Source organism: Runella limosa DSM 17973 (assembly GCF_000482465.1).
Taxonomy (GTDB): domain Bacteria; phylum Bacteroidota; class Bacteroidia; order Cytophagales; family Spirosomataceae; genus Runella; species Runella limosa.
This window is the reverse complement of record NZ_AXVJ01000041.1, coordinates 158,660-181,914: the sequence shown is the minus strand read 5'-3', so window position 1 is coordinate 181,914 and position 23,255 is coordinate 158,660. Positions and strand designations below refer to the sequence as shown.

Annotated in this window: 17 protein-coding genes; 12 read left to right on the top strand and 5 right to left on the bottom strand. The window is 43.7% G+C overall.

Annotation, left to right across the window (positions count from 1 at the left end; translation table 11 throughout):
- Positions 1–167: 167 nt before the first annotated feature.
- Positions 168–1,319 carry a methionine aminotransferase gene (locus K339_RS0103230; protein ID WP_028522326.1) on the bottom strand — a complete coding sequence of 384 codons (1,152 nt, stop codon included), beginning with the start codon at positions 1,317–1,319 and terminating at the stop codon, positions 168–170.
- A 105-nt stretch (positions 1,320–1,424) separates the two neighbouring features.
- Here K339_RS0103230 and K339_RS0103225 point away from each other — a divergent pair, with 105 nt between their 5' ends.
- Positions 1,425–2,255: a TerC family protein gene (locus K339_RS0103225; protein ID WP_028522325.1), complete on the top strand. Its 831-nt coding sequence runs from the start codon at positions 1,425–1,427 to the stop codon at positions 2,253–2,255.
- A 55-nt stretch (positions 2,256–2,310) separates the two neighbouring features.
- On the opposite strand, the gene elbB is transcribed toward K339_RS0103225, so the two are convergent.
- A complete protein-coding gene (gene elbB / locus K339_RS0103220; protein ID WP_028522324.1) occupies positions 2,311–2,994 on the bottom strand; it encodes an isoprenoid biosynthesis glyoxalase ElbB in 684 nt (227 codons plus the stop codon).
- Positions 2,995–3,234: 240 nt separating this feature from the next.
- Here elbB and K339_RS0103215 point away from each other — a divergent pair, with 240 nt between their 5' ends.
- The 5 genes from K339_RS0103215 (at position 3,235) to K339_RS0103195 (ending at position 11,449) form a co-directional block, all read left to right on the top strand.
- Entirely contained in the window at positions 3,235–3,795 is a 561-nt protein-coding gene (locus K339_RS0103215; protein WP_028522323.1) for an RNA polymerase sigma factor, read from the top strand.
- A gap of 98 nt (positions 3,796–3,893) precedes the next feature.
- Complete coding sequence (locus K339_RS0103210) at positions 3,894–5,009, top strand: FecR family protein (protein ID WP_028522322.1); 1,116 nt, start codon at positions 3,894–3,896, stop codon at positions 5,007–5,009.
- 139 nt (positions 5,010–5,148) lie between these two features.
- Positions 5,149–8,049, top strand: a complete 2,901-nt coding sequence (locus tag K339_RS0103205; RefSeq protein WP_028522321.1) for a TonB-dependent receptor domain-containing protein — start codon at positions 5,149–5,151, stop codon at positions 8,047–8,049.
- 212 nt (positions 8,050–8,261) lie between these two features.
- Entirely contained in the window at positions 8,262–9,902 is a 1,641-nt protein-coding gene (gene pafA / locus K339_RS0103200) for an alkaline phosphatase PafA (protein WP_028522320.1), read from the top strand.
- 140 nt (positions 9,903–10,042) lie between these two features.
- Positions 10,043–11,449, top strand: coding sequence for a tetratricopeptide repeat protein (locus K339_RS0103195; RefSeq protein ID WP_028522319.1), 1,407 nt, complete (start codon positions 10,043–10,045; stop codon positions 11,447–11,449).
- 106 nt (positions 11,450–11,555) lie between these two features.
- Here K339_RS0103195 and K339_RS0103190 read toward each other — a convergent pair whose 3' ends face one another.
- Positions 11,556–13,430, bottom strand: a complete 1,875-nt coding sequence (locus tag K339_RS0103190; protein WP_028522318.1) for a glycoside hydrolase family 13 protein — start codon at positions 13,428–13,430, stop codon at positions 11,556–11,558.
- A 156-nt stretch (positions 13,431–13,586) separates the two neighbouring features.
- Here K339_RS0103190 and K339_RS0103185 point away from each other — a divergent pair, with 156 nt between their 5' ends.
- From K339_RS0103185 to rsgA, 6 genes are all read left to right on the top strand, one after another.
- Positions 13,587–14,795 (top strand): DegT/DnrJ/EryC1/StrS family aminotransferase, encoded by a 1,209-nt coding sequence (locus K339_RS0103185; protein ID WP_028522317.1) that lies wholly within the window; start codon positions 13,587–13,589, stop codon positions 14,793–14,795.
- Between the two features lie 71 nt (positions 14,796–14,866).
- Positions 14,867–15,025, top strand: coding sequence for a hypothetical protein (locus K339_RS36940; protein WP_157607459.1), 159 nt, complete (start codon positions 14,867–14,869; stop codon positions 15,023–15,025).
- Positions 15,018–15,242 (top strand): hypothetical protein, encoded by a 225-nt coding sequence (locus K339_RS0103175; protein WP_028522316.1) that lies wholly within the window; start codon positions 15,018–15,020, stop codon positions 15,240–15,242. Before K339_RS36940 ends, K339_RS0103175 begins: the two co-directional genes overlap by 8 nt.
- Before the next feature lie 114 nt (positions 15,243–15,356).
- On the top strand, positions 15,357–16,436 hold the full coding sequence (locus K339_RS0103170) for an iron-containing alcohol dehydrogenase family protein (RefSeq protein WP_028522315.1): 1,080 nt from the start codon (positions 15,357–15,359) through the stop codon (positions 16,434–16,436).
- A gap of 158 nt (positions 16,437–16,594) precedes the next feature.
- The gene (locus tag K339_RS32445; protein ID WP_051397774.1) at positions 16,595–17,239 is read left to right on the top strand and encodes a transposase; all 645 of its coding nucleotides are present in this window, start codon (positions 16,595–16,597) and stop codon (positions 17,237–17,239) included.
- A 4-nt stretch (positions 17,240–17,243) separates the two neighbouring features.
- Positions 17,244–18,266, top strand: coding sequence for a ribosome small subunit-dependent GTPase A (gene rsgA / locus K339_RS0103160; protein ID WP_084332093.1), 1,023 nt, complete (start codon positions 17,244–17,246; stop codon positions 18,264–18,266).
- Positions 18,267–18,339: 73 nt separating this feature from the next.
- On the opposite strand, the gene K339_RS0103155 is transcribed toward rsgA, so the two are convergent.
- Positions 18,340–20,037: a RagB/SusD family nutrient uptake outer membrane protein gene (locus K339_RS0103155; RefSeq protein ID WP_028522313.1), complete on the bottom strand. Its 1,698-nt coding sequence runs from the start codon at positions 20,035–20,037 to the stop codon at positions 18,340–18,342.
- 40 nt (positions 20,038–20,077) lie between these two features.
- Positions 20,078–23,224, bottom strand: coding sequence for a SusC/RagA family TonB-linked outer membrane protein (locus K339_RS0103150; RefSeq protein ID WP_028522312.1), 3,147 nt, complete (start codon positions 23,222–23,224; stop codon positions 20,078–20,080).
- Positions 23,225–23,255 lie beyond the last annotated feature (31 nt).

Here is a 23,255-nt window from a genome sequence, read left to right as displayed (position 1 = left end):
CCGACCTCTCTGCGCAATGTGCTGAGTGCTTGTGCTGAGGGTTGCTCAAAACCCGACCCTGTGCAAAGGGTTGCTCACAACCCGACCTCTCTGCGTAATGTACTGAGTGCTTGTGCTGAGGGTTTCTCAAAACCCGATTCTTCTGTCCTGTACATTTTGGGACACAACTACAGTTTCACCAATCTTTCCACTGCTTTTTCAAGCGTTTCTTCTTTTTTCGCAAAACAAAAACGTACCACTCCGTTGTCGATAGCTTCTTGATAAAAAGCCGAAACAGGAATGCAAGCCACGCCGTGTTCTTTGGTTAGCCAAATTGAAAAGTCTTTGTCAGACAAATCAGAAAGGTGGTCGAAATAATACAATTGAAAATAACTACCGTAACTCGGGAGGGGCTTGAAACGCGTTTGTTTCATCAATTCGGCAAAATAATCACGCTTTTCTTGATAAAAACCAGAAATTGAACGGTAAGCCTCCTTGTTTTTGAGGTACTCAGCCAAAGCAACCTGAGCGGGGGTATAACAGCTAAAACAATTAAACTGGTGCACTTTACGAAACTCGGCCGTAAACGCAGGTGGCGCAATACAATACCCCATTTTCCAGCCCGTACAGTGGTAAACTTTACCAAACGAAAAATTCACAAATGCCCGTTGGCGCAAATCTTCGTACCTCAAAATACTTTGATGAGGCTCTCCATCGTAAATCAAATGTTCATATACTTCGTCGGACATGATGAGCAAATCAAACTCCTCCACTAATTGACGCAGTTGTTCGATGTCAGAAGCCCGCAAAATGCTGCCCGTAGGATTGTGGGGCGTGTTGAGGGCAATCATGCGGGTGCGGGGTGTAATTTTAGCCCGAACCAACTCCCAATTAATACGATACGTCGGAAACTCCAGCGGAATCCGAACCGCTATCCCACCGTTGATTTCAATGTTGGGAATGTAACTATCGTAGGCGGGTTCAAACACAATTACCTCGTCACCAGGCTGTAACACGGTGGTAAAAGCCGTATAAATCCCGTATGTTCCGCCAGGAGTAATGGTAATTTCGGAATCGGGATTGATTTCAACTCCGTACAAATCATGCACTTTGGCGGCGATACTTTCCCGCAAAGGCATCCAACCTGCCATGGGCGAATATTGATTATAGCCATTTTGCAGTGCTTCGCACGTAAGATTGACCAGCTCCTCGGGCATATCAAAATCAGGAAAACCCTGCGAAAGGTTGATGGATTTGTGTTCTGCGGCCAAAGCCGACATGACCGTAAATATCGTTGTACCGACGTTGGGAAGTTTTGAGGTTATTTTTTTACCACTCATGGAGGGTTTGGTTTTTTCGTGTAAAATTAGCTTATTGAAACCGAATAGCCCTTCAATTTTGAACTTTCTTAACTAAACAACTTATTTACTCACTCATTTATCAAAATGGATTCACTATTTACTGCAGAGGCCATCATTAGTTTGTTAACCCTTACGTTCCTAGAAATTGTTTTGGGGATTGACAACATCATTTTTATCTCAATTGCTGCCAACAAACTTGCCCGCAAAGACCAACCCAAAGCGCGTAACATTGGTTTGTTATTGGCCATGATTTTCCGCGTAACCTTGTTATTTGGAATTTCATTCATCATTTCTCTATCAAAACCCTTTACGCACATTGACGCAGGCTGGTTTCACGCGGCCTTTTCTGGCCAAAGTGTCATTCTAGTGGTCGGGGGGCTGTTTTTGTTGTATAAAAGTACCTCGGAGATTCACCATAAATTGGAAGGGGCGGACGACGAAGTTCAAAAACCAAAAGGAAGTGCTGCAAGCAAGCTGTCAAATGTGGTCATGCAGATTGCGCTTATTAACGTCGTTTTCTCCATTGACTCTATTTTGACGGCCATTGGTCTTACCCAAAACGTCACGGTAATGATTATTTCGGTGGTGCTTTCGGTGATTATTATGATGGCTTTCTCAGGCCCAGTAGGCGATTTTGTCAACCGCCACCCGTCGGTACAGATGCTCGGTTTAGCGTTCTTGATTGCGATTGGGTTTATGCTCATTGCTGAAGGTGCGCACCTTGCCAATGTGTCGGTCTTTGGTTCTCACGTAGGCTCTGTTCCAAAAGGTTATTTATATTTCGCCATTGCTTTCTCACTGCTCGTAGAAGTGCTCAATATTAAAATGCGTAAGGGTAGTAAACCTGTTCAGCTTCACGATTATAAAGCGCAAGCCGAAAAAGAAGGTATTATTTCGGATAACGAAAGCGAATAATTGCTCTCAACTCAAATGATAAAGGCGGCCACTCAGCCGCCTTTATCATTTGTAACTACATCAATGCAATCAGCGCGTCCACCGCCTGCTTGATGTTATCACGGACTTCAACAATATTTGCCTCCATCATATAACAGGGAGCGGTTACAATTTTGAGTTTTTCGTCCACCACAATTTCTCGCACCGACGCCATTTCTGCCACTTGTCCAATCGACTCCATACCTGCCGAAATAGCGGCGATTTCGTACGGAGAGGCTTCGTTAGGCGTTCCAACCGTCAAATGCGCATGGTATGCTGTTCCTTCCAAAGCTTTGGCAATGGTCGTGGGACTCATGCACAATCCTGCAATCGGTTTTCCTTGGGCAACTAGCTCCACAATCAGTTTTTTTACCGATTCCAAAATTGGCCCGTTAGGCCCTTCAAATGCCCATTTTGTAATATTTTTGGCCGTTCCAAAGCCCCCTGGCATCACTAACCCATCCAATTCCGACGCGTTAATATCGATAATGTCTTTGATATTGCCCCGCGCAATTCGCGCCGATTCTACCAACACATTGCGGGTTTCGGGCATTTCTTCGCCCGTGGTATGATTCAACACATGATGCTGATTAACGTTGGGAGCAAAACAGATCGCTTCCGCCCCTGCTTCGGCGATTGCCAACAACGTAAAAACCGATTCGTGGATTTCTGAGCCATCAAATACCCCATTTCCATGGAGCAAAACGCCAATTTTTTTCATATTTTCATTTTGTATTTTATATGGATTAAATGCTGTCTCTTCTCAATCTCAAATGAAGGTGCAATCTACTAACAACGCCCCAAAATTGCTCAGTTTACGCCTCTAAAGTCAAAATCAACGTACATGGAAGTATCATTAACGATAACGCCTTACTTTTTTACAGCACAATGGTTGAATAATTTTGCAAATTTCTATAATTTATCGTAGGATTACCCGCCAATTCCCATTCTACTAACCTACATGACTAACGTACCTAACACATCTCCCGAAGATGCTCACTTGTGGAATGCGTTTCGCGAAGGGGATGAAAATGCGTTTGGTCAAATTGCCCAAAAGTATTATCGAAGCTTATTTAGCTACGGTGCCAAATTCTCGAAAGACCGAGAGTTTATCAAAGACTGCCTGCAAGATTTGTTTATGGAACTTTGGTACAAACGCGAAACACTCGGTGACACCGACTTTGTTAAATTTTACCTTCTTAAATCGCTGCGACGAAAAATTCACCGTGAAAGTTTAAAACAACAATGGCTCACCGACGAAGACGAACTAGACTTCGATGCGGAAGATTTGGGGGACATTTCGGTAGAACAACAAATCATTGAGGTTGAAACCAACCAAGAATTGCTCCAACAGCTCAATCGACAGTTGGCCGAACTGCCCAAACGCCAACAAGAAATCATTTATTTGAAGTTTTACGAAAACCTCGACAATGAGTCCATCGCTCAGGTAATGTCTATTTCAAGGCAAGCCGTAGCCAATTTATTGTACCGTACCTTGAAAGAATTGAAAGAAAAAATGTAGCTCTATTGGCTCAAAATCAACATTTGAAAAAAAATGTGATTTTTTTTGATTATTCAAGGTTAAAGGCTGCCTATGTATAGATAGAAGCCTTTATTACAATGAATTTATACCACGACTATTGCCTCGAAGATTTTGTGTTGGACGCCCGCTTTCAACAGTGGGTACGCCACCAACAGCCCGAAGACGTTGCGTTTTGGGAAGGCTACCTCGCAAAAAATCCACACCAAGCACAAGAAATTAAGCAAGCGAAAACACTCTTGAGCAGTGTGTATCGCCGTTACCAGTCGCCCATAAGCGACGTAGAGATTCAGCTTGAAATCCAAAAATTGGTCAAAAAAGCGCGGGACGAAAAAGAAAAACAAGCGTCAGAAATGGCCAACGAGGCCGCTCCGACGGTACGTTTTCAGCCCTTGTCGAAGTGGGTTTGGCGAGCTGCCGCCGTTGTTGTCTTGGGATTAGGTATTCGATTTTTACTGACCCAATCTCCCCAAAGTTCGTACCAGCAAAGCACGGCGGGACAACAATTGGTAGAAAAAATAAACGAGAGCAATTCTCCCCAATCCGTCTTGTTGAGCGATGGCAGCAAAATAACGCTACAGCCCAAGGCTCGCCTCAGTTACCCTGCATCCTTCCAAAAAGACCATCGAAAAGTGTATCTCTCGGGCGTGGCTTTTTTTGAGGTTTCCAAAGACTCTAAGCGTCCTTTTTTGGTCTATGCCAACGATTTAGTTACCAAAGTATTGGGGACAAGTTTTTTGGTAAATGCGCAAGAAGGCGCTTCCAAAACCATCGTTGAAGTACGAGAAGGGCGGGTTTCTGTCTTCAAAAAACTTGACATTGCAACCCAGAAGAACCTCATAGGCCAAGAATCCAAAGGTGTTGTTTTAACGGCCAATCAAAAATTAGTGTTTGAACCCGAAGCCAATCAATTGATAAAAACCCTCAGTGAAACGCCCCAAATGGTAGCCACGGTCAACGAATCGCCCAGTTTGTCGTTTCACAACGCGCCTGTCTCTGAAGTACTTAAAACGCTGGAGAAGGCGTACCAAGTGGATATACTATTTGATGAAGATTTGCTTTCTGACTGTCCCCTTACCGCCACATTGACTAACCAAAGCCTTTATGAGAAATTGACCATCATTTGTGAAGCCATTGAAGCCCATTACGAAGTCATCGACGGGCAGATAGTGGTACATAGCAAAGGATGTAAATAAAAAAGGAGGGTAATGGTACCAGCATCGCCCTCCTAGTTTCGAAATCCCCTTAATGGTTCTGACGCCTAAGCACATCTTTTTTCAAGGATGCAGGGGATTGTTTTACCAAATTTTCACCTTAATAAAACAGTTCAAAAGTATGAAAAAAAGCGTACACCTCCAAGTATTCCTCAGAGCTATGCGTATCTCGCTCACTCAGATTTTAATCGCCATTTGGTTCATGAGCAATGCCTACGCTACCGACAGCAACGCTCAGTCGGTGCTGAACCAAAAAATCACCCTTCGTCTCCAAAAACAAGACGTCGAAACCGTATTTAACCTCATTGAAAAGCAAGTAAGTGCCAAATTTGTCTTTAGCTCAAAGATGATTCAGGCCAATCGTAAAATAAACATCAATGCCGACCAACAACCTCTACAAAAAGTCTTAGATGACGTAACCAAATCGTTGGAACTCAACTATAAAGTAACGGGCAACCTCATCATTATCAGTCGAACCGCCAAAAGTTCTTCCTACTTTTCTCCCTCTTTTCAAAACGAAGAAGCCGCAAAAGCCGAAGGGCATACCATTTCGGGAAAAATAACCGATGCCAAAGGCGATGCACTGATTGGAACGACGGTGATTTTGAGCTACCAAAACAAAGGCCAAGTCGCTGATAAAAATGGGATGTTTACCTTTAGTGATATTCCCAATGGCAACTACACCCTCAACCTAAGTAGCATTGGTTTTATCACGCTCAAAAAAGAAGTAGCCGTCACGGGCAACGACGTTCAAATCACTATCGTTCTTCAAGAAGATAATCTTCAGCTCGAACAAGTAGTGGTTACCTCTAGCGGTTCGCCCAAGAAGAAAATTGAATCGAGCGTAGCTATTTCGACCATCAACGCCAAACAACTAAGCCAACGCCCTCCCCTCAACAGTACCGATATGTTGAAGGCCATTCCAGGACTTTCGGTTGAAAGTAGCGGAGGCGACGGCCCAGGAAGTGTGCGGGTTCGCGGATTACCAGGCGGTGGCTACGTTTTTATGGGTGTCATGGAAGACGGCCTTCCTGTGCTTCCGACAGGTTTTAGTACCAGCCCCTCCGCCGACCAGTACTACAAAGTAGATTTGACCATCAAAACCGTTGAAGCCGTTCGCGGTGGGCACGCGGCTGTATTGTTGGCCAATACCCCTGGTGCGCTCATCAACGTGATTTCTAATACAGGGGGCGATAAATTTTCGGGGAAAGTAAAATATACGCGCGGTTTGTCCCAAAATGCCAATCGTTTTGATGCCAATTTTGGGGGTAAAATTGCCCCAAAGCTCAAATTTAACGTAGGTGGTTTTTACCGCGCCGACGATGGGATTCGCCCGCCCTCGTACCGCGCCAACGAAGGTGGTCAGTTGAAAATGAACCTTACCTACGAAATCAAGCCCAATAGCTACATTCGTTTTTATGGAAAATACCTCAATGACAAAACGGCTTGGCTCGTGCCTTCGTACTACAGCTACGACGGTTCAGGGCAAGGAAAAGCATTGCCTGATTTTGATTTGTTGACCCAAATTTTGGCCACTCGCGACACCAAAGTATCATTGGTAGCACCTACTGGCAAAACCTACAATTATGATTTTTCGGACGGCGTCCATTTGAAGTCATTAGCAGGAGGCATTGAATTTAAGCACATTACCAAAAACGAGTGGACGATTAAGAACAATTTGCGCTACCAAAGCACTACTTCCAATTTTACGGGGTCGATTATAACCGCTGCCACTTCTTATAAATCCAACGTCAACTACTATTATTCAGACGGGCAAACACTCAATAATCCGACGGGCTTCTACACAGGGCAATCATTTATTGGAACCAACAGTACCGACAAACAATTTTCTGACAACTTAGACTTTAACAAACAATTAGGCAAACATTCGCTTTCGTTTGGAGCGGGAATTCACACCTATGACATTGACCTTTTCTCGCTAGGAGCAACGTTCAACACCGAAATCGCGAACCAACCTCGTACCTTACTTATTGGAACTTCCACTGGAAACGGCTACAGCGGCATCAACATTGGCACCTACCGCAAAGGAACGACGGGCATTACTTCGGCTTGGGCTTCCGACGAAGTAAGTTTAGGAAACCTCACCCTTGACCTTGGTTTACGTGCCGACCGTTTCCACATCAAAGGGCAACGTTTACAAAACACGGCTCCCTTTACCAATTATACTCCCTTTGACGAAACCAAAACCTACGGCACCGCCTCGGTGGGTCTAAACTACAAAATCAATGACCATCACGCATTGTTTGGCCGTGCAACAAGAACTTACAGTGCTTTGAACATCGGCGACTATTCTAACTTTACCTTTAACCCCGATGCCGTCAAAGACCGTGGTGTATTTATGTCAGAAGTAGGCTACAAAATCAACACGCCTAAGTTTTCATTATTTAGCTCATTGGTATATGCAAAACTGACCAATATTGCTTCTAGTATGTTGATTCCGAATACCACCGCTGGGTTTATTTCCATTGGTACGTTTGCTTCGAGTCGCAACTTAAGTGCTGAAATTGAGGCCAGTTATACGCCATCCAAAAATCTCAATTTCCGTTTAGTCACCACTTTCCAAAACAGCAAATACACCCAATACGAAGTGACAGCACCTTCCAATGCCCGTGCCGACTTAGCTGGAAAGCTTTATTCTTGGTCGGGCAACTACGCCGAGCGTATTCCGAACATCATTTGGGAGCTTTCGGGAACGTATAACTACAAAATTTTCGATTTATTCGCCAGTTTCCGTCACATCGGTAAGCGTTGGAGCTCACCAAGTAACGTCTATCACATGGGTGGATACGACGAACTTTCGATGGGATTAGATTGCAAAATCACCAAAAAGTTGGGCTTCCGCGTATGGGGCGACAACCTTACCAACAGCCGTGGCTTGACCGAAGGCAACATTCGGGGAGATCAGTTTTTGTTGAACGGAAACTTTGAAAAAGGCTCGTTGCAAATTGGGCGCATTATCTTGCCACGCAGTTTCTGGACCTCCCTTACTTATTCCTTTTAATTTGCTTGGATTCATTGACCTACCTAGTTTTCATCCATTTGTTTCGTCTGCCGAGGTTTCTTGGCAGACGGATTTTTTTAAATCCAGCCAACGCACTAGAAACAAACAGTAGTAGCCTTTATAGAATTGAGTTTCGTATTTATAAAGATAAGGTTCAAAAACTTAACGTAACTTAGCCGCAATTTTTTTAGTTTCTAACTACACCTATACAAATGAAGTACCTCAAACTAACCTTGGCGCTTTTGAGCATGAGTACGCTTTGGGCGCAAACCAAACCAACCAAACCCGCTACGTTAGCTCGCCCCAAATTGGTGGTCGGCGTTGTCGTGGACCAAATGCGTTACGATTATTGGTTCCGTTACTATGACAAATACAGTGAAGGAGGGTTCAAACGACTCATGCGCGAAGGTTTCAACTGCCGCAACCACCATTATCACTACGCACTTACGGTGACGGCGGCTGGCCACGCATCGGTCTATACGGGTTCCACGCCTGCCATTCACGGAATTGTGGGGAACGACTGGTTCGACAAACGCCTTGGCAAAGGCATGTATTGCGTAGCTGACTCAACTGTACAGCCCGTGGGTACAACCAACGCTCCCGCAGGCAAAATGTCGCCAAAAAATATGTTGGTAAGCACCATTACTGACCAGTTACGCATTGGTACCAATTACCAAAACAAAACCATCGGAATTGCCATCAAAGACCGTGGGGCTATTTTACCAGCAGGTCATACTGCCAACGGCGCTTATTGGTTTGACAGCAAAACGGGCAACTGGATTACCAGTACGTTTTATATGAACGACCTACCGCAGTGGGTAAAAGATTATAATGCGAAGAAACGTCCGTCAGAGTTGATGAAACAAAACTGGAACACTTTGCTTCCAATTGAAAAATACACCGAAAGTACGGCCGATGACCAACCGTATGAAGCCAAACTTCCTGGGGCAAAAAAATCAGTTTTCCCGTATGATTTAGCGGGAATTGCAGGGGATGCATTTGGAGTATTGGCAAGTACCCCACACGGTAATACCGTTACCAAAGAAATGGCCTTGGAAGCATTGAAAAACGAACGGCTTGGCAAAGGAAAATCAACCGACTTCTTGGCCGTAAGTTTCTCTACGCCCGATTACGTAGGACACGGTTTTGGCCCCAACTCAGTAGAAGAAGAAGACATTTACCTCCGCCTCGACCGCGACTTGGCCGAATTGCTCAATGCCTTCGACGCACAAGTGGGCAAAGGGAATTACTTACTTTTCCTATCAGCTGACCACGGAGTAATGGACGTAACAGACCTTTGGAAAAGAAATCGTTTGCCCGCGGGACGTTTGAATATTGGGCAAGTAAATACGGCCGTAAAAGCGGTATTGAAAGAGAAATTTGGCGACGGTGATTTTATTCGTGCTTCCGAAAACTATCAGTTTTACCTCAACCACGATTTGTTGAAACAAAAAAACTTATCGGTTGATAAAATCGTGGAAGCCATCCGCCCAACAATGCTTGATTTTGATGGCATAGCCGAAGTACTCAATACCCACGATTTGAGCAATGCCAACATCAACGATTATTTGCTTACCCTCTACAAAAACGGTACGCACGCCAAGCGCAGCGGAGATATTCAGATTGTGACCGAACCAGGCTGGATGTCGAGCACCATTGCTGCCACCCACGGGGCGCCATATAATTATGACACCCACATTCCATTGCTTTTCTTCGGCTGGGGAATCAAACCAGGCGAAACTTTCAGCCGTACGGCCGTAGCCGATACCGCACCGACCGTGGCCGCGTTGCTCAAACTATTGGAGCCAAGCGGAAATATCGGGCACATCATCGAAGACGTGATGAAGAAATAAAAAATACCTGATTATCAATTATCTTAGAAATGTGTGGGGTAAATGACGGAATTTAGTCGAAGGATATTACGTTAAAAATTTGACAGGAAAAGAAATTTTCTTATCTTTCGACTAAGACATTGACCCCATACACTCAGGATATGCAACCAGAATTCGAGGAGAGACAACCCGATTGGCGGGATTCGGTTCAACGATTTGAGGTAATGCTCAAGAACCAAGAACACGATTTTTTTGATTTGGACACCTACGAACACATCGTAGAACATTACATTGGAGAGGGGAACTGGGAGCGTGCCTTGCAAGCCTGTGAGTATGGACTAGAGCATTTTCCACATTCGTTAGAGCTTTTACTGGACAAAGCACATTTACTTGCTCAAAAACAACGTTACGAAGAATCACTCGCATTACTTGAACGTGCCTCTCTTTTTCATCCCCACGACTTAGATGTCCTTTTTATGCAAGGCGGCATCTATAACATGATGGGTGATTATGAACAGTCGGTGGAAGTATATGAAGAAATGCTTCGCTACATCGAAGACGGCGACAAAGACGACGTACTGTTCCAAATTGGCCAAGCCTACCAAAATTCGGGCAAATATGACGAAGCGATAAAGTACTACAAATCATCGCTTGAAATTAACCTAGACAATGAAAGCGCGTTGTACGAACTGGCCTTTTGCCTCGAAATCATGGGGCAATTGGAAGACAGTATCGACTACTACAACGAACTCATCGACCGCGATCCGTATTCTTACAATGCGTGGTATAACCTGGGTATCGTCTATAGCAAACTTGGACGCTACGAAGAGTCGCTCCATGCGTACGATTATGCCACGGTCATCAAAGAAGATTTTTCGTCGGCCTATTTCAACATGGCCAATGCGTACATGAACTTAGACCGATTTGCAGAAGCAAATACCAATTATTTACGTACGCTTCAATACGAATCTCCCACGGCCGATTTGCATTGCCACATTGGTGCTAGTTTTGAAAAAATCAAAGACTTTGGCAAAGCCCTTGAACATTACCGCGATGCCCTCAAACTTGACAAAGAATGGGATGAAGCTTGGTACGGCGTTGCGGTTTGCTTGGCCGTTGAGGATAAATGGGTAGAGGCGCTCAATTGCATTCGGAAAGCCATTAAAATCAATGAATTCATTGCCGACTATTGGCTGTTGGTGGGCGACCTCGAATACAAAATTGGGAATGTATTCTCTAGCATGGAAGCGTTTGAAAAAGCCGCTGACCTTGAACCTGACTTTGAAGATGTTTGGCTCAAGTGGTCGTTGGCGTTATTTGATCAAAGCGATTTTAAGAAAGCCTTTGACGTAATTCAAGAAGGTCTAGATACCATCCCCGACAGCGCCGCCATGTATTATCGGGCGGTGGCCTATTTGCTTCATGGTGGCGAATACAAAGAGGCACTTTTGCACCTCGAAATTGCCCTCACCCTCGACTACAATGCGCATGAGCAATTGTACGTCTTTTTCCCTGATTTAGAAAAACAAAAAGCCCTGTTTAAATTAATTGAACAGCACCGTAAGTAGATTTTTGTCACTCCGAAGCGCGCTTCTTTTTGTCACTCCGACGTCAGGAGGAGCCTATATCCAAGCGATTGTAGGCTCCTCCTATCGTCGGAGTGACAAAAGAAGCCTACTTCAATTCCAACACCAACGTGGTCATCGCTGGTATTTTGAGGCTTCCCAGTGAATTTATCTTCTCTTCGGTCAAAACATTCGTTGCTCCCGTAAACCCTTTTGTACGTTCTGCAAAACGAGCTGTTTCTAACGTCGTTTCGGCCGAATTACTATTCATTACCACCATGATTGTTTTGGCAGCATCGTGCCTAAAATACACATAGACGCCATTTTGGGGAAGGTATTGGGTAAACTTGCCGTTGTACAATGAAGGGGTATTTTTACGATAATTGGCCAGTTTTTTCACCAAATCAAAAGCTTCATTTTCTTTGGCAGAGCGCCCAGCAGCCGTAAATTTGCTTTGCTTATCTCCTTTCCAGCCTCCCACAAAATCTTGGCGAACCTCAGCATCGGTTGGATTTTTGGTGTTTTTCATCAACACTTCGGTACCATAGTAAAGATGCGGAATGCCGCGCGTCGTCAACAACCACGTAATGCCCATTTTGTATTTGGCAAAATCCTCACCTATCACCGACAAGAAGCGGTCGGTGTCGTGGTTGTCCAAGAATGTTACCATCTTAGAAGGGTTTTTGTAGAAATAATCTTGCGCCAACGTACTGTAAAGGCGATTTACTCCCCCATCCCAACTCCATGGCTGCGTGAGGGCATCACCGATGGCCGAGTAACTTGGAAAATCGCAACTACTAGGAAGGTTACATTGAAAGGGATAGTTGACATTGTTCTGCACAAAATAATTCATAAAAGCAGGATTCGTCACAAACGTTTCTCCAAAAATGAGCATGTCAGGGTATTCATCCAACAAGGCTTTATTACAACGATTCATAAACTCCATGTCGTTGTACTTGTAGGTATCAATCCGCCAGCCGTCCACCCCAAACTCTTCCGTTGACCACAAAGCGTGCTGAATCATGTAGGTAGCAAAATGCGGATTTCGGGCGTTGACATCGGGTAAAAATGGCATAAACCAACCATCAATCAACAAACGGCGGTCGGCCTCTGTCCCATTGGGATCAAGCATTACTTGTTCTTTGTGGCTAGTTGCGGTATAAGTGGGCCACATATTGAACCAATCCTTCGTTGGCGGGTCCAGAAACATCCAATGGTCTTCCGACACATGGTTATAAACAGCATCCTGAACCAGTTTCATTCCACGCTGATGCAACGCCGCCGACAGCTTTTTGTACCCATCATTGCCCCCAAAACGACGGTCAATTTTGTAATGGTCGCTGAAGTGATAGCCGTGATAGGCTGCTTGCATATTGCCATGAAGCTCCTTTTTTAAGCCTGTATTATTTTCAATGACGGGAGTATTCCACAACGTCGTTACCCCAAATTCTTGTAGATAATCCAAGTGACTGATAATTCCCTGAAAATCACCTCCGTGGCGTAAATAAGGCACATTTTTATCCGCTTGCGTATCTAGCATATCCGAAAACTTATCGTTCGACTCATCGCCGTTGGCAAAGCGATCGGGCATAAGTAAATAAATAAAATCGGCAGTGGTAATGTTGTTTGGCTTGTGTTTGCGGGCCGCCAGCGGGAATTGTTGCGTATTTTTAAACTTGCCATTACTAAACACCAACTTAACAACCCCAGGTTTGGTCGTTTTGGCAATCACCAAGTCTATCAAAAGGTAATTGGGGTTTTCGAGTTTTTGTGTCTTTTTAATGGTTACCCCTGGATAAGCCAAATTCACTTTGGCGGTGCTGATGTTTTTACCATGTACCAATAGCTGCACATTCGGATTTTTCATTCCTATCCACCAGTTAGTAGGATGCAAGTGCTGAATATCAGGATTTTGTGCTATGGCAGGCATCGCCACACTACTTACCCACAAGGCAAGCAAAAAGGTTTTTAATACGTTTATCATAGGTTTAATCATCAATGGTACTTGAGGCCGAAGATAAAGAAAACTTTTTAGATTTATAAACAACCCTTTCGGCTGTAAATCAGGTACTGGTTCAGAAAATGTTAACCTGCGACACCACAAAATCACTAACTTTGCAACAAAAAAACAGTAACAGTTATGCCAGGAACAGAATTATACGGCGCAGAAGAGCGCAAAGAAATTAATGACGTTTTAGAGACAGGAGTTTTCTTTCGTTTTAACCACGAAGCACAACGTAATAATATTTGGAAAGCCCGCGAAATGGAAGCGGAAGTGTGTAAAGTAGTAGGGGCCAAATACGCCCATGCCGTTTCAAGCGGTTCGACCGCCATTCAGACTGCCCTCGTAGCGGCAGGAATTGGCACAGGCGACGAAGTGATTGTGCCACCGTTCACATATATCGCTTCGGTTGAAGCCGTTTTGATGATTGGCGCCTTACCCGTTTTTGCCGAAATCGACGAAACACTTTGCCTTTCAGCCGAAGGAATCCGCAAGGCCATTACTCCTAAAACCAAAGGGATTTGCCTAGTACACATGTGTGGCCAAATGGCTGATATGGATGCCATTATGGAGGTTGTTAATGAACATAACCTTATTTTGGTAGAAGATGCAGGACAGGCAATGGGTGCAAATTACAAAGGAATTTTTACAGGGCTTTGGGGCAAAACAGGAGCATATTCGTACGACTTTTTCAAAATCGCTACCGCTGGTGAAGGCGGAGTATTCGTAACAAACGACGAACAAGCCTATAAATTTGCTGATAGCTATTCTGATCACGGTCACGACCACATTGGCAACAACCGTGGTATGGAACAACACCCTATCATTGGTTTCAACTACCGTATTTCGGAGCTTCATGCGGCCGTTGGCTTGGCCCAAACACGTCGTGTTCCATACTTAGTAGAAAAGAACAACGAACACAAAAAGTGGTTGATGAACCGCCTTGCCAACGTACCTGGGGTTTCATTTGCGCGCATCCCCGATACCGAAGGCGATTCGGCTACGTTCTTGAATTTATTGTTGCCAGATACCGAAAGCGCACAGGCAGTTGTAGCCGAATTGAACGCAGCAGGTGTGGGTGGTTTCAACTACTGGTTTACCAACATGTACCATTTCATTAATCAGTGGGATCACCTCAAAGAAATGCGTACGGCGAGTAAATTAGCGGTTCAAGTATTGGGCGCTCCGCAAGATTATGCTAACCTTGATTTACCAAAGTCGCAAGAAGTAATTGGACGTTTGATTTCGTTTGGTGTTCGCGTCACATGGACACAAACCGAGCTTGAAACCCTTGCCAATAACCTCGAAAAGGCGATTCGGAAGGCAATGGCAGCTTATACTTGCTAACGGGCTTTGTTTTTGTATAGGTTTTAACTGCTTTAAAATTTTTGTTCAACATTTAAACCAAGTAAAAGCAAATGAAAACAACCGAACAAAAACTTACAGAACAACCCAAAAGTTTGGGTCGTTGGCTCATGGAAAGCAAGCGCCAAACCCAAAAGGAAATGCAAGAGGCAGCTCGAACAAATCTGAAATATCGGGCTATCATTGAACGATTAAAAAAAGCGAATGACTAATCATCAGACTCCTTATAAAATAGAGTTTTTAGGGGGAGAAGACAATGTTTACTTCTTCTTTACAAAATTCAGAGTAGGCTATCTTGTCAAGTTCAAACCCAGCTTTTACGTTCTTGACGCCGCTCCTATTGTTTCGGATAATGTCTATGAATTAGTCATTTATTTTACGACCAAGGTTTTCACGAAGCTGACGGCTTTAGCTATTCGGCGTCGCTAATTTTCAAGTCTGAAAATCCAATGAAAATTCAAATCATTACCGCATTGGATGATTTGGCCGCAAAATACAATCAACCTAAGTAACACTTTAATTTTCTTTTAGAAATATAGATTCATGCATAAAAATTTCAAAGGAATCGAAAAAACCGTTTTTGGACGGGGAAGTTTTAGCCAATTGGGTGAAATCATCGCCCCACACCGTAGCGAAAACAACGGCTACATGGTGTTTATTGTTGACAACTATTTCAAAGGTAAAGAATTAGAAAGCCGCTTGCCCGTTCAACCCGAGGATACCGTTTATTTCATTGACGTTGACCCGCATGAGCCTACTACTGAGCAAATTGACACCTTGCGCGATGAGATTTTGGCCAACAAAGGTTTGCCTTCGGGCATCATTGGAATTGGCGGTGGAGCCATTATGGACATTGCCAAGTGCGTGTCGTTGATGGTAACCAACGAAGGTTCTTCTACCTTGTACCAAGGGTTAAACCTCATCAAAAAACCAGGCATTTACCACGTAGGCGTTCCTACTATTTCGGGAACTGGCGCGGAGGTCTCTATGACTGCCGTATTGACAGGGCCTGAGAAAAAATTGGGTTTAAAATGCGAGTGGACGGTTTTTAATCAAGTGGTACTTGACCCTGAATTGATTGCGACTGTTCCACGCGACTGGTGGTTTTATGTGGGAATGGATACCTACATTCACTGCATTGAATCAGAAAATGGGCAGTTTAACAATGCTTATTCTCACGCTTACGCCGAACAGTCGATGAAGCTTTGTCGTGATATTTATTTGGGAGAAACAGCAGGGCAAACTTCCGAAAATGACGATAAACTGATGGTTGCCTCATTGATGGGTGGTTTGAGCTTGACGTATTCAGAAGTGGGTATTTGTCATGCGATTAGCTACGGACTTTCAAAGATTTTGGGAATGCGCCATTGTTACTCCAACTGCATCGCCTTCAATCATTTGGGAGATTATTATCCAGAAGGTGTAGCCGAATTTAAACAAATGGTGGCTCAACATAACATCACACTGCCGCAAGGATTGTCGAAAGACTGGACCGATGAGCAAATTACGGCGATGGCCCATGTCTCGTACAAACTTGATCACATGTGGAATCATGCAGTAGGATATGACTGGCAAGAGAAAGTAACGATTGCCGACATCGAAGCAATTTTTAGACGATTGTAATTTTTATCCTTTCCAAGGTTTGGAACCTTGGAAAGGTTTTTTCTACCATCATAAAGTATCTTCGCAAACACATTTGAGTCTCAAATCAAAAGATAATCGTTTACAAAACCATTCCAAAGTTTAAAACTTTGGAATGGTTTTTTTACCCGTCTCAAAATATGTTTTCAGATACATTTGAGCCTGAAAAGTGCTATCATATTTTTAATCACGCAGTACATGACAATTTGCTTTTTATACAAGACACAAATTATCACTATTTCCTACAACAACTTACGAAACATACCCAATTCGTCTGCGACTTGTATGCTTATTGTTTAATGCCAAATCATTTTCATCTTTTAGCTAGAATTAAAAATCAAGAATCATTGATAGAATATTATCATACCAGAAACCAAGCAAAAGACCCACAATACAATGCTGCTAACTTCGATAAAACGACATTCGATACGCACAAGTTTGTGATGCAACAGTTTCAAAATTTTTGTAACGGATATGCACAGGCATTCAATCGCTTTGCCAATCGGAAAGGGGTTTTATTTATGGATAATTTGAAAAGAAAAGTGGTTAAGAATGAAGTATATTTTACAAAATTGATTCATTACATCCATTACAACCCTGTACATCATGGGTTTTGTAAAGACTTAAACGGTTGGCATTTTACCTCTTATCATTCTTTTTTAGACAATCGAACCACTCCCTTAGCGCGTGAATATGTTCTCAAATGGTTTGGCTCTCCACAAGAATATTCTCGTTTTCATCAGTCAAAACCTGATTCAAGGTTGACTAATTTAATGGAATTATAGACTCATGAAAAAATCAGGTAAAATAAAGGCACCTCCCGCTAAGTTTCAGACCAAAAGCGCAGCGGCCATCGCGAAACGAACCGAAGAAATCAACGCAAATTCGTTGAAAGGCTTGGTGATTCGTTCGACAGGCTCTTGGTACGACGTTCGTGATGAAGAAGCACAAATCTGGCGCTGCCGACTACGAGGGAAATTTAAGTTTCACGACTTAAAAGTAACCAACCCCGTGGCCGTAGGTGACCGTGTGTTTTGGGAAATTGAGGACGAATCGTTGCAAACGGGCATCATTAATGACATTGAACCTCGTGCCAACTATATTGCACGAAAATCGGTTCAAAAATCGGCTCACTCTCACTTACTTGCCGCCAACGTTGACCAAGCTATTATCGTAGCCACTTTGACCTTTCCACGTACATCGCTGGGGTTCATCGACCGCCTGTTGGTGGTTGCCGAATCGTTTCGGATTCCGAGTGCAATCATTTTCAACAAACAAGATTTGTTTGACGAAGAAACCAAAGAATACCAAGACTACTTGATTAAACTCTATCGAGGGTTGGGTTATACGTGTTTTACGACATCGAGCGTCACAGGTGAAGGTGTGGAATCTTTTCGGGAGCTTCTGTCGGGAAAAATTTCGGTTTTATCGGGACACTCAGGTGTGGGTAAATCAACATTGGTCAATGCCATCGCTCCGCATCTCAACCTGCGCACCAACGAAGTTTCGACCTTTGCCAACAAAGGCGTTCATACCACGACTTTTGCCGAAATGTTTGAGCTGGCGCCGTCCACTTTTATCATCGACTCCCCTGGCATCAAAGAGTTGGGTTTATCGGAGATTGAAGAAGAAGAAATCAGCCACTATTTTCCCGAAATGCGTGATTTATTGAACGAATGTCGTTTCAACAATTGCCTTCACATTGATGAGCCAAAATGCGCCGTCAAAGACGCCGTTGAGGCGGGCACCATTGCCATGAGCCGCTACGAAAGCTACTTGAGTATGGTCGGTGGGCAAGACAACCGCAAATGATTTTTTGATTGACCTAAAAGCAAAAGAGGCGCAAATTGCGCCTCTTTTTTCTTGGTGGGGGTTGATTGAATTATTAATACCCTGGGTTTTGTGCAAATACAGAAACACCTTCTGCATTTTTTGCACTACGGTCAATCTGTGTTTGAGGGATTGGACGTAAATTGTGAATAGGCTTCACGTTAGTTGCAGCTTGAGGGTTGTATTTCTGAACTCTCTCAACCAACAATCCCCAACGCTTCAAGTCCATCCAACGGGTTTGCTCACCTGCCAACTCGCGACCACGCTCTTCTATGATTTGTTCAAAATTCATGTCCGCTTCTTTGATAAGCATGGCATCTTTTTTACCTGGCCAACCCGCACGGAAACGTACTTGGTTGAATGCCGCTACGGCTTCTGCCTTGTTTCCTGACTGTAAATAAGCTTCTGCTTGCATCAGTAACACATCCGCCAAACGGAATGCAAAATAATCGCGGCTACCTGCTTCATACGTTAGGTCAGGGCGCTTGGTATCAAAAAACTTAGTCAATGTAGGAAATAAAGCCTCATTGTACATACTTGGCACCAATACTTGGTATTTTTTGGCAGCACGTTGCGCCTTTGTCCACTCAACTCCTGGAATAAAAATGGCCGTGTCGCCAGCAGCAAACGTTATCTTCGTTTTTGAATCATCAAAAGAAGGGTTCAAGTTAGTACCAGGATTATTGGAGAGCCATGTATCTCTGAACGTCTTTTTGTAACGTGAGTCATTGGTTCTATCTGCAAAAAGCGTATTCAACAAATAAGAAGTAGGTCTCAAACGCTTGAATGGACGACCATAGAATACATCCCGTTTCAAACCTGGCTGCACATCATACTGCATCCCAAAAAACAAGTGAAGGTTATTTCCACCATTTACCGCCCCTGTATTATTGGTAAGGTTCGTTAACGGATCAGTAGTATACTGAACCGCAAAGACCACTTCGCTATTCACTTGGTTGTTTTCGTCAAAAACACTTGCAAAATCATCTAGCAATTTAAACCCATAAGCCGTAGTTACCGTTTTACACAAGGCCGCCGCTTTTGCAAAGTCGTCAGCGGCTTTAGAAGCAGAGTATGCTTTAGCTAAATAGACTTTCGCCAATAAAGTTTCGGCAGCTGGTTTGGTAGCACGACCATAGTCAGATGACTGAGCTTTTGCTTCCAAGTCAGGAATCGCTTCGGTCAAATCTTTGATAATAGCCGCATACATTTCAGCATCAGAAGCTCTTTTGGTTTCTTTAGTAGGTGCCAAAGTCTCTTTCAAGCGCAAATCCACTCCACCAAATTGTTGGTGTAAAATATAGTAATAATGCGCTCTCAAAAACTTAGCCTCAGCCACTCTCAACTTTTTAACCGCATCCGAAACTGTCGCCGCTGGTGCTCGGTCAATGATTGCATTACAGGTATTAATACCACGATAAAGCTCATCCCAAGTATTGATTAGGTAATCCACTGTTGGTTGAAGCTGCGTATCATAAAAATGGAAGCCCTTGTACCCCCCATCTGCACCTGTGGCGTAGATGTCAGTACCATACTCTGTGAGGGTAAGCCCCTGCTGAGTTCCATAGTAATATCTAAGAGACGAATAAGCCGATTTTACAGCATCTTCAAACCCTTTAGGCGTATTGATGTAGTCATTCCCAATACCAGATATGACTTTTTCATCCAAAAGATCCTTACATGACTGTGTTGTTAATAACAACGCTGCCACACCAAAGATTTTAATGGGTTTTATTATATTATTCAATTTCATTGTCGTAAATGTTTTAAAAGTCTTTGTTTAAAAGTCTAAATTAGAACCGAATGTTCAAACCCACCGTTGTAACCGATGTTGCTGGAACAACGTTTGAACTAACCGATGTTGTACCATTTCCCGACGAAGTAATGGTTGCTTCAGGGTCGATTCCATTGTACTTACTACGGTATTCAGACCAGATTTTTGGTTGTTGAATACTCATATAAAAGCGCAAAGATTCCATACCCAATTTGTTAGCAATGCCTTGTGGGAATGAATAACCAAAGTTAATGTTTCTTAGCTTAACAAATGTACCGTCAAAATAAATCAAAGTCGTGTTGAATTGTGGGTACTCTTGGGTACTGAATGGACGAGGGAATTCATTCGTTGGGTTATTCGGTGTCCAGTAGTCCACTTTGATTTGCTGATAACGTCCCGCTAATTGGTTTCTATCTTGGTGGAAACCGCTCACAATCATGTTACCGAAACGACCGAATAAGAAGGCTGACAAATCAAACCCTTTGTAAGAAAAACGTGTTGTAAATCCTGCACTAAAGTTAGGAATATCCGAACCGAGCATTACCCTATCTAAGGCATTGATGATACCGTCTCCGTTCGTATCCTGTACTTTTATTTGGCCGACACCAGCCCCAAGCGGGTTAGCTTTATCAGCTGGATAAAATTTAGCAGCGGTTTCTTTTTCTTCCAACTGCCAAATACCTAACTTTTTATAATCAAAGTACGAGTTCAAAGGCTGTCCGATGAACCAACGGTTTCCTAAATCATCCACTTTTCCGTTGTAAAGTGAGACAATCTCTTCTTTGTTTTTAGTGAAGGTAAAGTCCGTAGTCCATTTGAAACCACTTGGTGTGTTTACGTTAACAGTCGTGAACCCTAATTCAATCCCTTTGTTACGCGTTTGACCAACGTTACGAGTCACGGCTCCAAAACCAATTGAACCTGGCAATTGATCAGACAATAATAAGTCGGTTGTATTGGTTTCGTACAACTCCAACGAACCTTGGATACGGCCTCTCAAGAAACTAAAGTCAACCCCAATGTTAGCAGTGGCCGATGTTTCCCATTTCAAGTCAGGGTTTCCGATGGTATTTGGACGGTATCCAAAGGCTGCGGTAGTTCCCCAAGCATAAGCCGTTCTTGTCAACAACCCTTGTGTTTGGTAGGGTGCCACCCCTTGGTTACCCACTTTACCCCAACCAGCGCGGAGTTTCAACAAGTCAATCCAAGTCACCCCTTTCAAGAAAGGTTCGTTACTGATATTCCATCCTAATGCAATTCCTGGGAAGTTACCATACTTAGTATTCTCACCGAAACGGCTAGAACCATCACGACGAATTGTAGCAGTCAACAAGTATTTATCATTAAAATCGTAATTGATACGAGCCATGTACGAGTTAATCTTCCATTGTGTCAAGCCACTACCTACACCCAAAACTGACCCTGCGTTCCCAAGGTTATAAAACTGTTGTGTTTCGGCAGGAACACCTTGTACATCAGCAGTGTATCTCTCAAAATTATCGCTTTGAATAGATTGAAGTAATGTAACACCAAAGTTATGTTTTTGAGCGAAAGTTTTATTGTACGTTACAATATTCTCCAATGTCCAGTTGAAACCAAAGTCATTCCGTGCAGAAGCCTGTGCATCTCCTAATTTACGTGCGTTGGTAGCTCCGCCAATAAAACGTCCCCAACGTGAAATCGTAAAATCTGGGCCAAAGTTTACGCGATACTTTAAGCCTTCGATGATTTTCACTTCCGCATAAATACTATTGAAGATTCGGTATTTTTTGGTATTGTCCACTTGTGCCCCTGGAACAACCTCCGCCAATGGGTTGGTCAACAAGGCATCATTTGTTGGAGAAAAGATGATGTTTCCATTATCATCATAAGGACGCGCCAATGGGTTTTGCTGAATCGTAAAACCATAAGGGTTCAAGTTTTCACCATTTCTGATACTATACATAGTATAAGAAGAAAGACCGACCTTCAACCACTTATTAACACTGTGGTCGATATTGGCTCTCAAAGAAATACGCGTATAATCTAATCCAGCGGTAATCCCTTTATCTTGAAAATAGCCTCCTGAGATGTAAAACTGCGTTCTATCATTTCCCCCTTGCACACCTAGCGAGTGGTTTTGCATAGCTCCGTTTCTTAAAAGCAAATCCTGCCAATCTGTATTTGTACCAGCGGCAAGTCCTTTCGCTACGGCAGGGTCACCACCTAAAACTGCTACTTTGGCATCTGCTGCGGCATCTGCAACACCCGTTGGAACAGGATTTCCAGCAGCATCTTTATAACCGTTGGTAGCACGATAGGCTTCACGAACGTACTCGGCAAATTCTGGCCCGCTGAACAATTGAATTTTATCAAGTGGCTTAGAAACCCCACCGTACGTATCAAATGTGACGGTCGTTTTTCCTTTTACCGCTCCTCTTTTTGTCGTTACAAGCACAACCCCGTTTGCTCCTCTGGCTCCGTAGATGGCCGTGGCTGTTGCATCTTTTAATACTTCCATTGAGGCCACGTCACTTGGGTTCAAGTCTTCATAGCCCGCCGAAAGAGGAATTCCATCAACTACATAAAGCGGGTCGTTTCCAGCATTAAATGAACGACGACCACGAATCAAAATCTTTGGTACAGAACCTGGTCTCGAACCCGACTGAGATACGTCAACCCCAGCTACGCGTCCTTGCATGGCCTGGCCGATGCTCGTGATAGGCATTTCTTGAAGTTGCTTGGCAGTTACTTGTGAAATCGCACCCGTCATTTGGCTCTTTCTCTGCGTACCGTACCCTACAACTACTACCTCAGTGAGTGATTTTTGGTCAACCACAAACGTCACATTGATTGTTGTACGGTTTCCAACGGTTACTTCTTGTTTTTCAAAACCAACGGCCGAAAAAACCAACACGGCGCTGTTGTCTTTTACAGTCAGCTTAAAGTTTCCATCAGCGTCGGTATTAGTCCCAGTTGTAGTACCTTTTACGATGATGCTTACGCCAGGGATTGCAGTATTATCTTCGGAAGACACAACCTTACCTGTCACCGTCTTATCTGCATTCACAGTTGCAGTTACTCTCACGCCACTGCCATTCGTTGGTGGGGTTTTGGCCTCTGCTCCTGATGCACTCAGCACCAGAGCCGCCGCCCACACACTACACAAGATAGAGATTTTCCTCATGATTTGTCAAGGTGATTTTAATTGAGATAGA

Bases quoted from the DNA above. Each gene is read 5' to 3' on its own strand.
- K339_RS0103205 (WP_028522321.1), top strand. From the start codon at position 5,149: ATGAAAAAAAGCGTACACCTCCAAGTATTCCTCAGAGCTATGCGTATC.
- pafA (WP_028522320.1), top strand. From the start codon at position 8,262: ATGAAGTACCTCAAACTAACCTTGGCGCTTTTGAGCATGAGTACGCTT.
- K339_RS0103190 (WP_028522318.1), bottom strand. From the start codon at position 13,430: ATGATAAACGTATTAAAAACCTTTTTGCTTGCCTTGTGGGTAAGTAGT.
- K339_RS36940 (WP_157607459.1), top strand. From the start codon at position 14,867: ATGAAAACAACCGAACAAAAACTTACAGAACAACCCAAAAGTTTGGGT.
- K339_RS0103185 (WP_028522317.1), top strand. From the start codon at position 13,587: ATGCCAGGAACAGAATTATACGGCGCAGAAGAGCGCAAAGAAATTAAT.
- K339_RS0103230 (WP_028522326.1), bottom strand. From the start codon at position 1,319: ATGAGTGGTAAAAAAATAACCTCAAAACTTCCCAACGTCGGTACAACG.
- K339_RS0103170 (WP_028522315.1), top strand. From the start codon at position 15,357: ATGCATAAAAATTTCAAAGGAATCGAAAAAACCGTTTTTGGACGGGGA.
- K339_RS0103195 (WP_028522319.1), top strand. From the start codon at position 10,043: ATGCAACCAGAATTCGAGGAGAGACAACCCGATTGGCGGGATTCGGTT.
- rsgA (WP_084332093.1), top strand. From the start codon at position 17,244: ATGAAAAAATCAGGTAAAATAAAGGCACCTCCCGCTAAGTTTCAGACC.
- K339_RS0103150 (WP_028522312.1), bottom strand. From the start codon at position 23,224: ATGAGGAAAATCTCTATCTTGTGTAGTGTGTGGGCGGCGGCTCTGGTG.
- K339_RS0103155 (WP_028522313.1), bottom strand. From the start codon at position 20,037: ATGAAATTGAATAATATAATAAAACCCATTAAAATCTTTGGTGTGGCA.
- K339_RS0103215 (WP_028522323.1), top strand. From the start codon at position 3,235: ATGACTAACGTACCTAACACATCTCCCGAAGATGCTCACTTGTGGAAT.
- K339_RS0103175 (WP_028522316.1), top strand. From the start codon at position 15,018: ATGACTAATCATCAGACTCCTTATAAAATAGAGTTTTTAGGGGGAGAA.
- K339_RS0103210 (WP_028522322.1), top strand. From the start codon at position 3,894: ATGAATTTATACCACGACTATTGCCTCGAAGATTTTGTGTTGGACGCC.
- K339_RS0103225 (WP_028522325.1), top strand. From the start codon at position 1,425: ATGGATTCACTATTTACTGCAGAGGCCATCATTAGTTTGTTAACCCTT.
- K339_RS32445 (WP_051397774.1), top strand. From the start codon at position 16,595: ATGTTTTCAGATACATTTGAGCCTGAAAAGTGCTATCATATTTTTAAT.
- elbB (WP_028522324.1), bottom strand. From the start codon at position 2,994: ATGAAAAAAATTGGCGTTTTGCTCCATGGAAATGGGGTATTTGATGGC.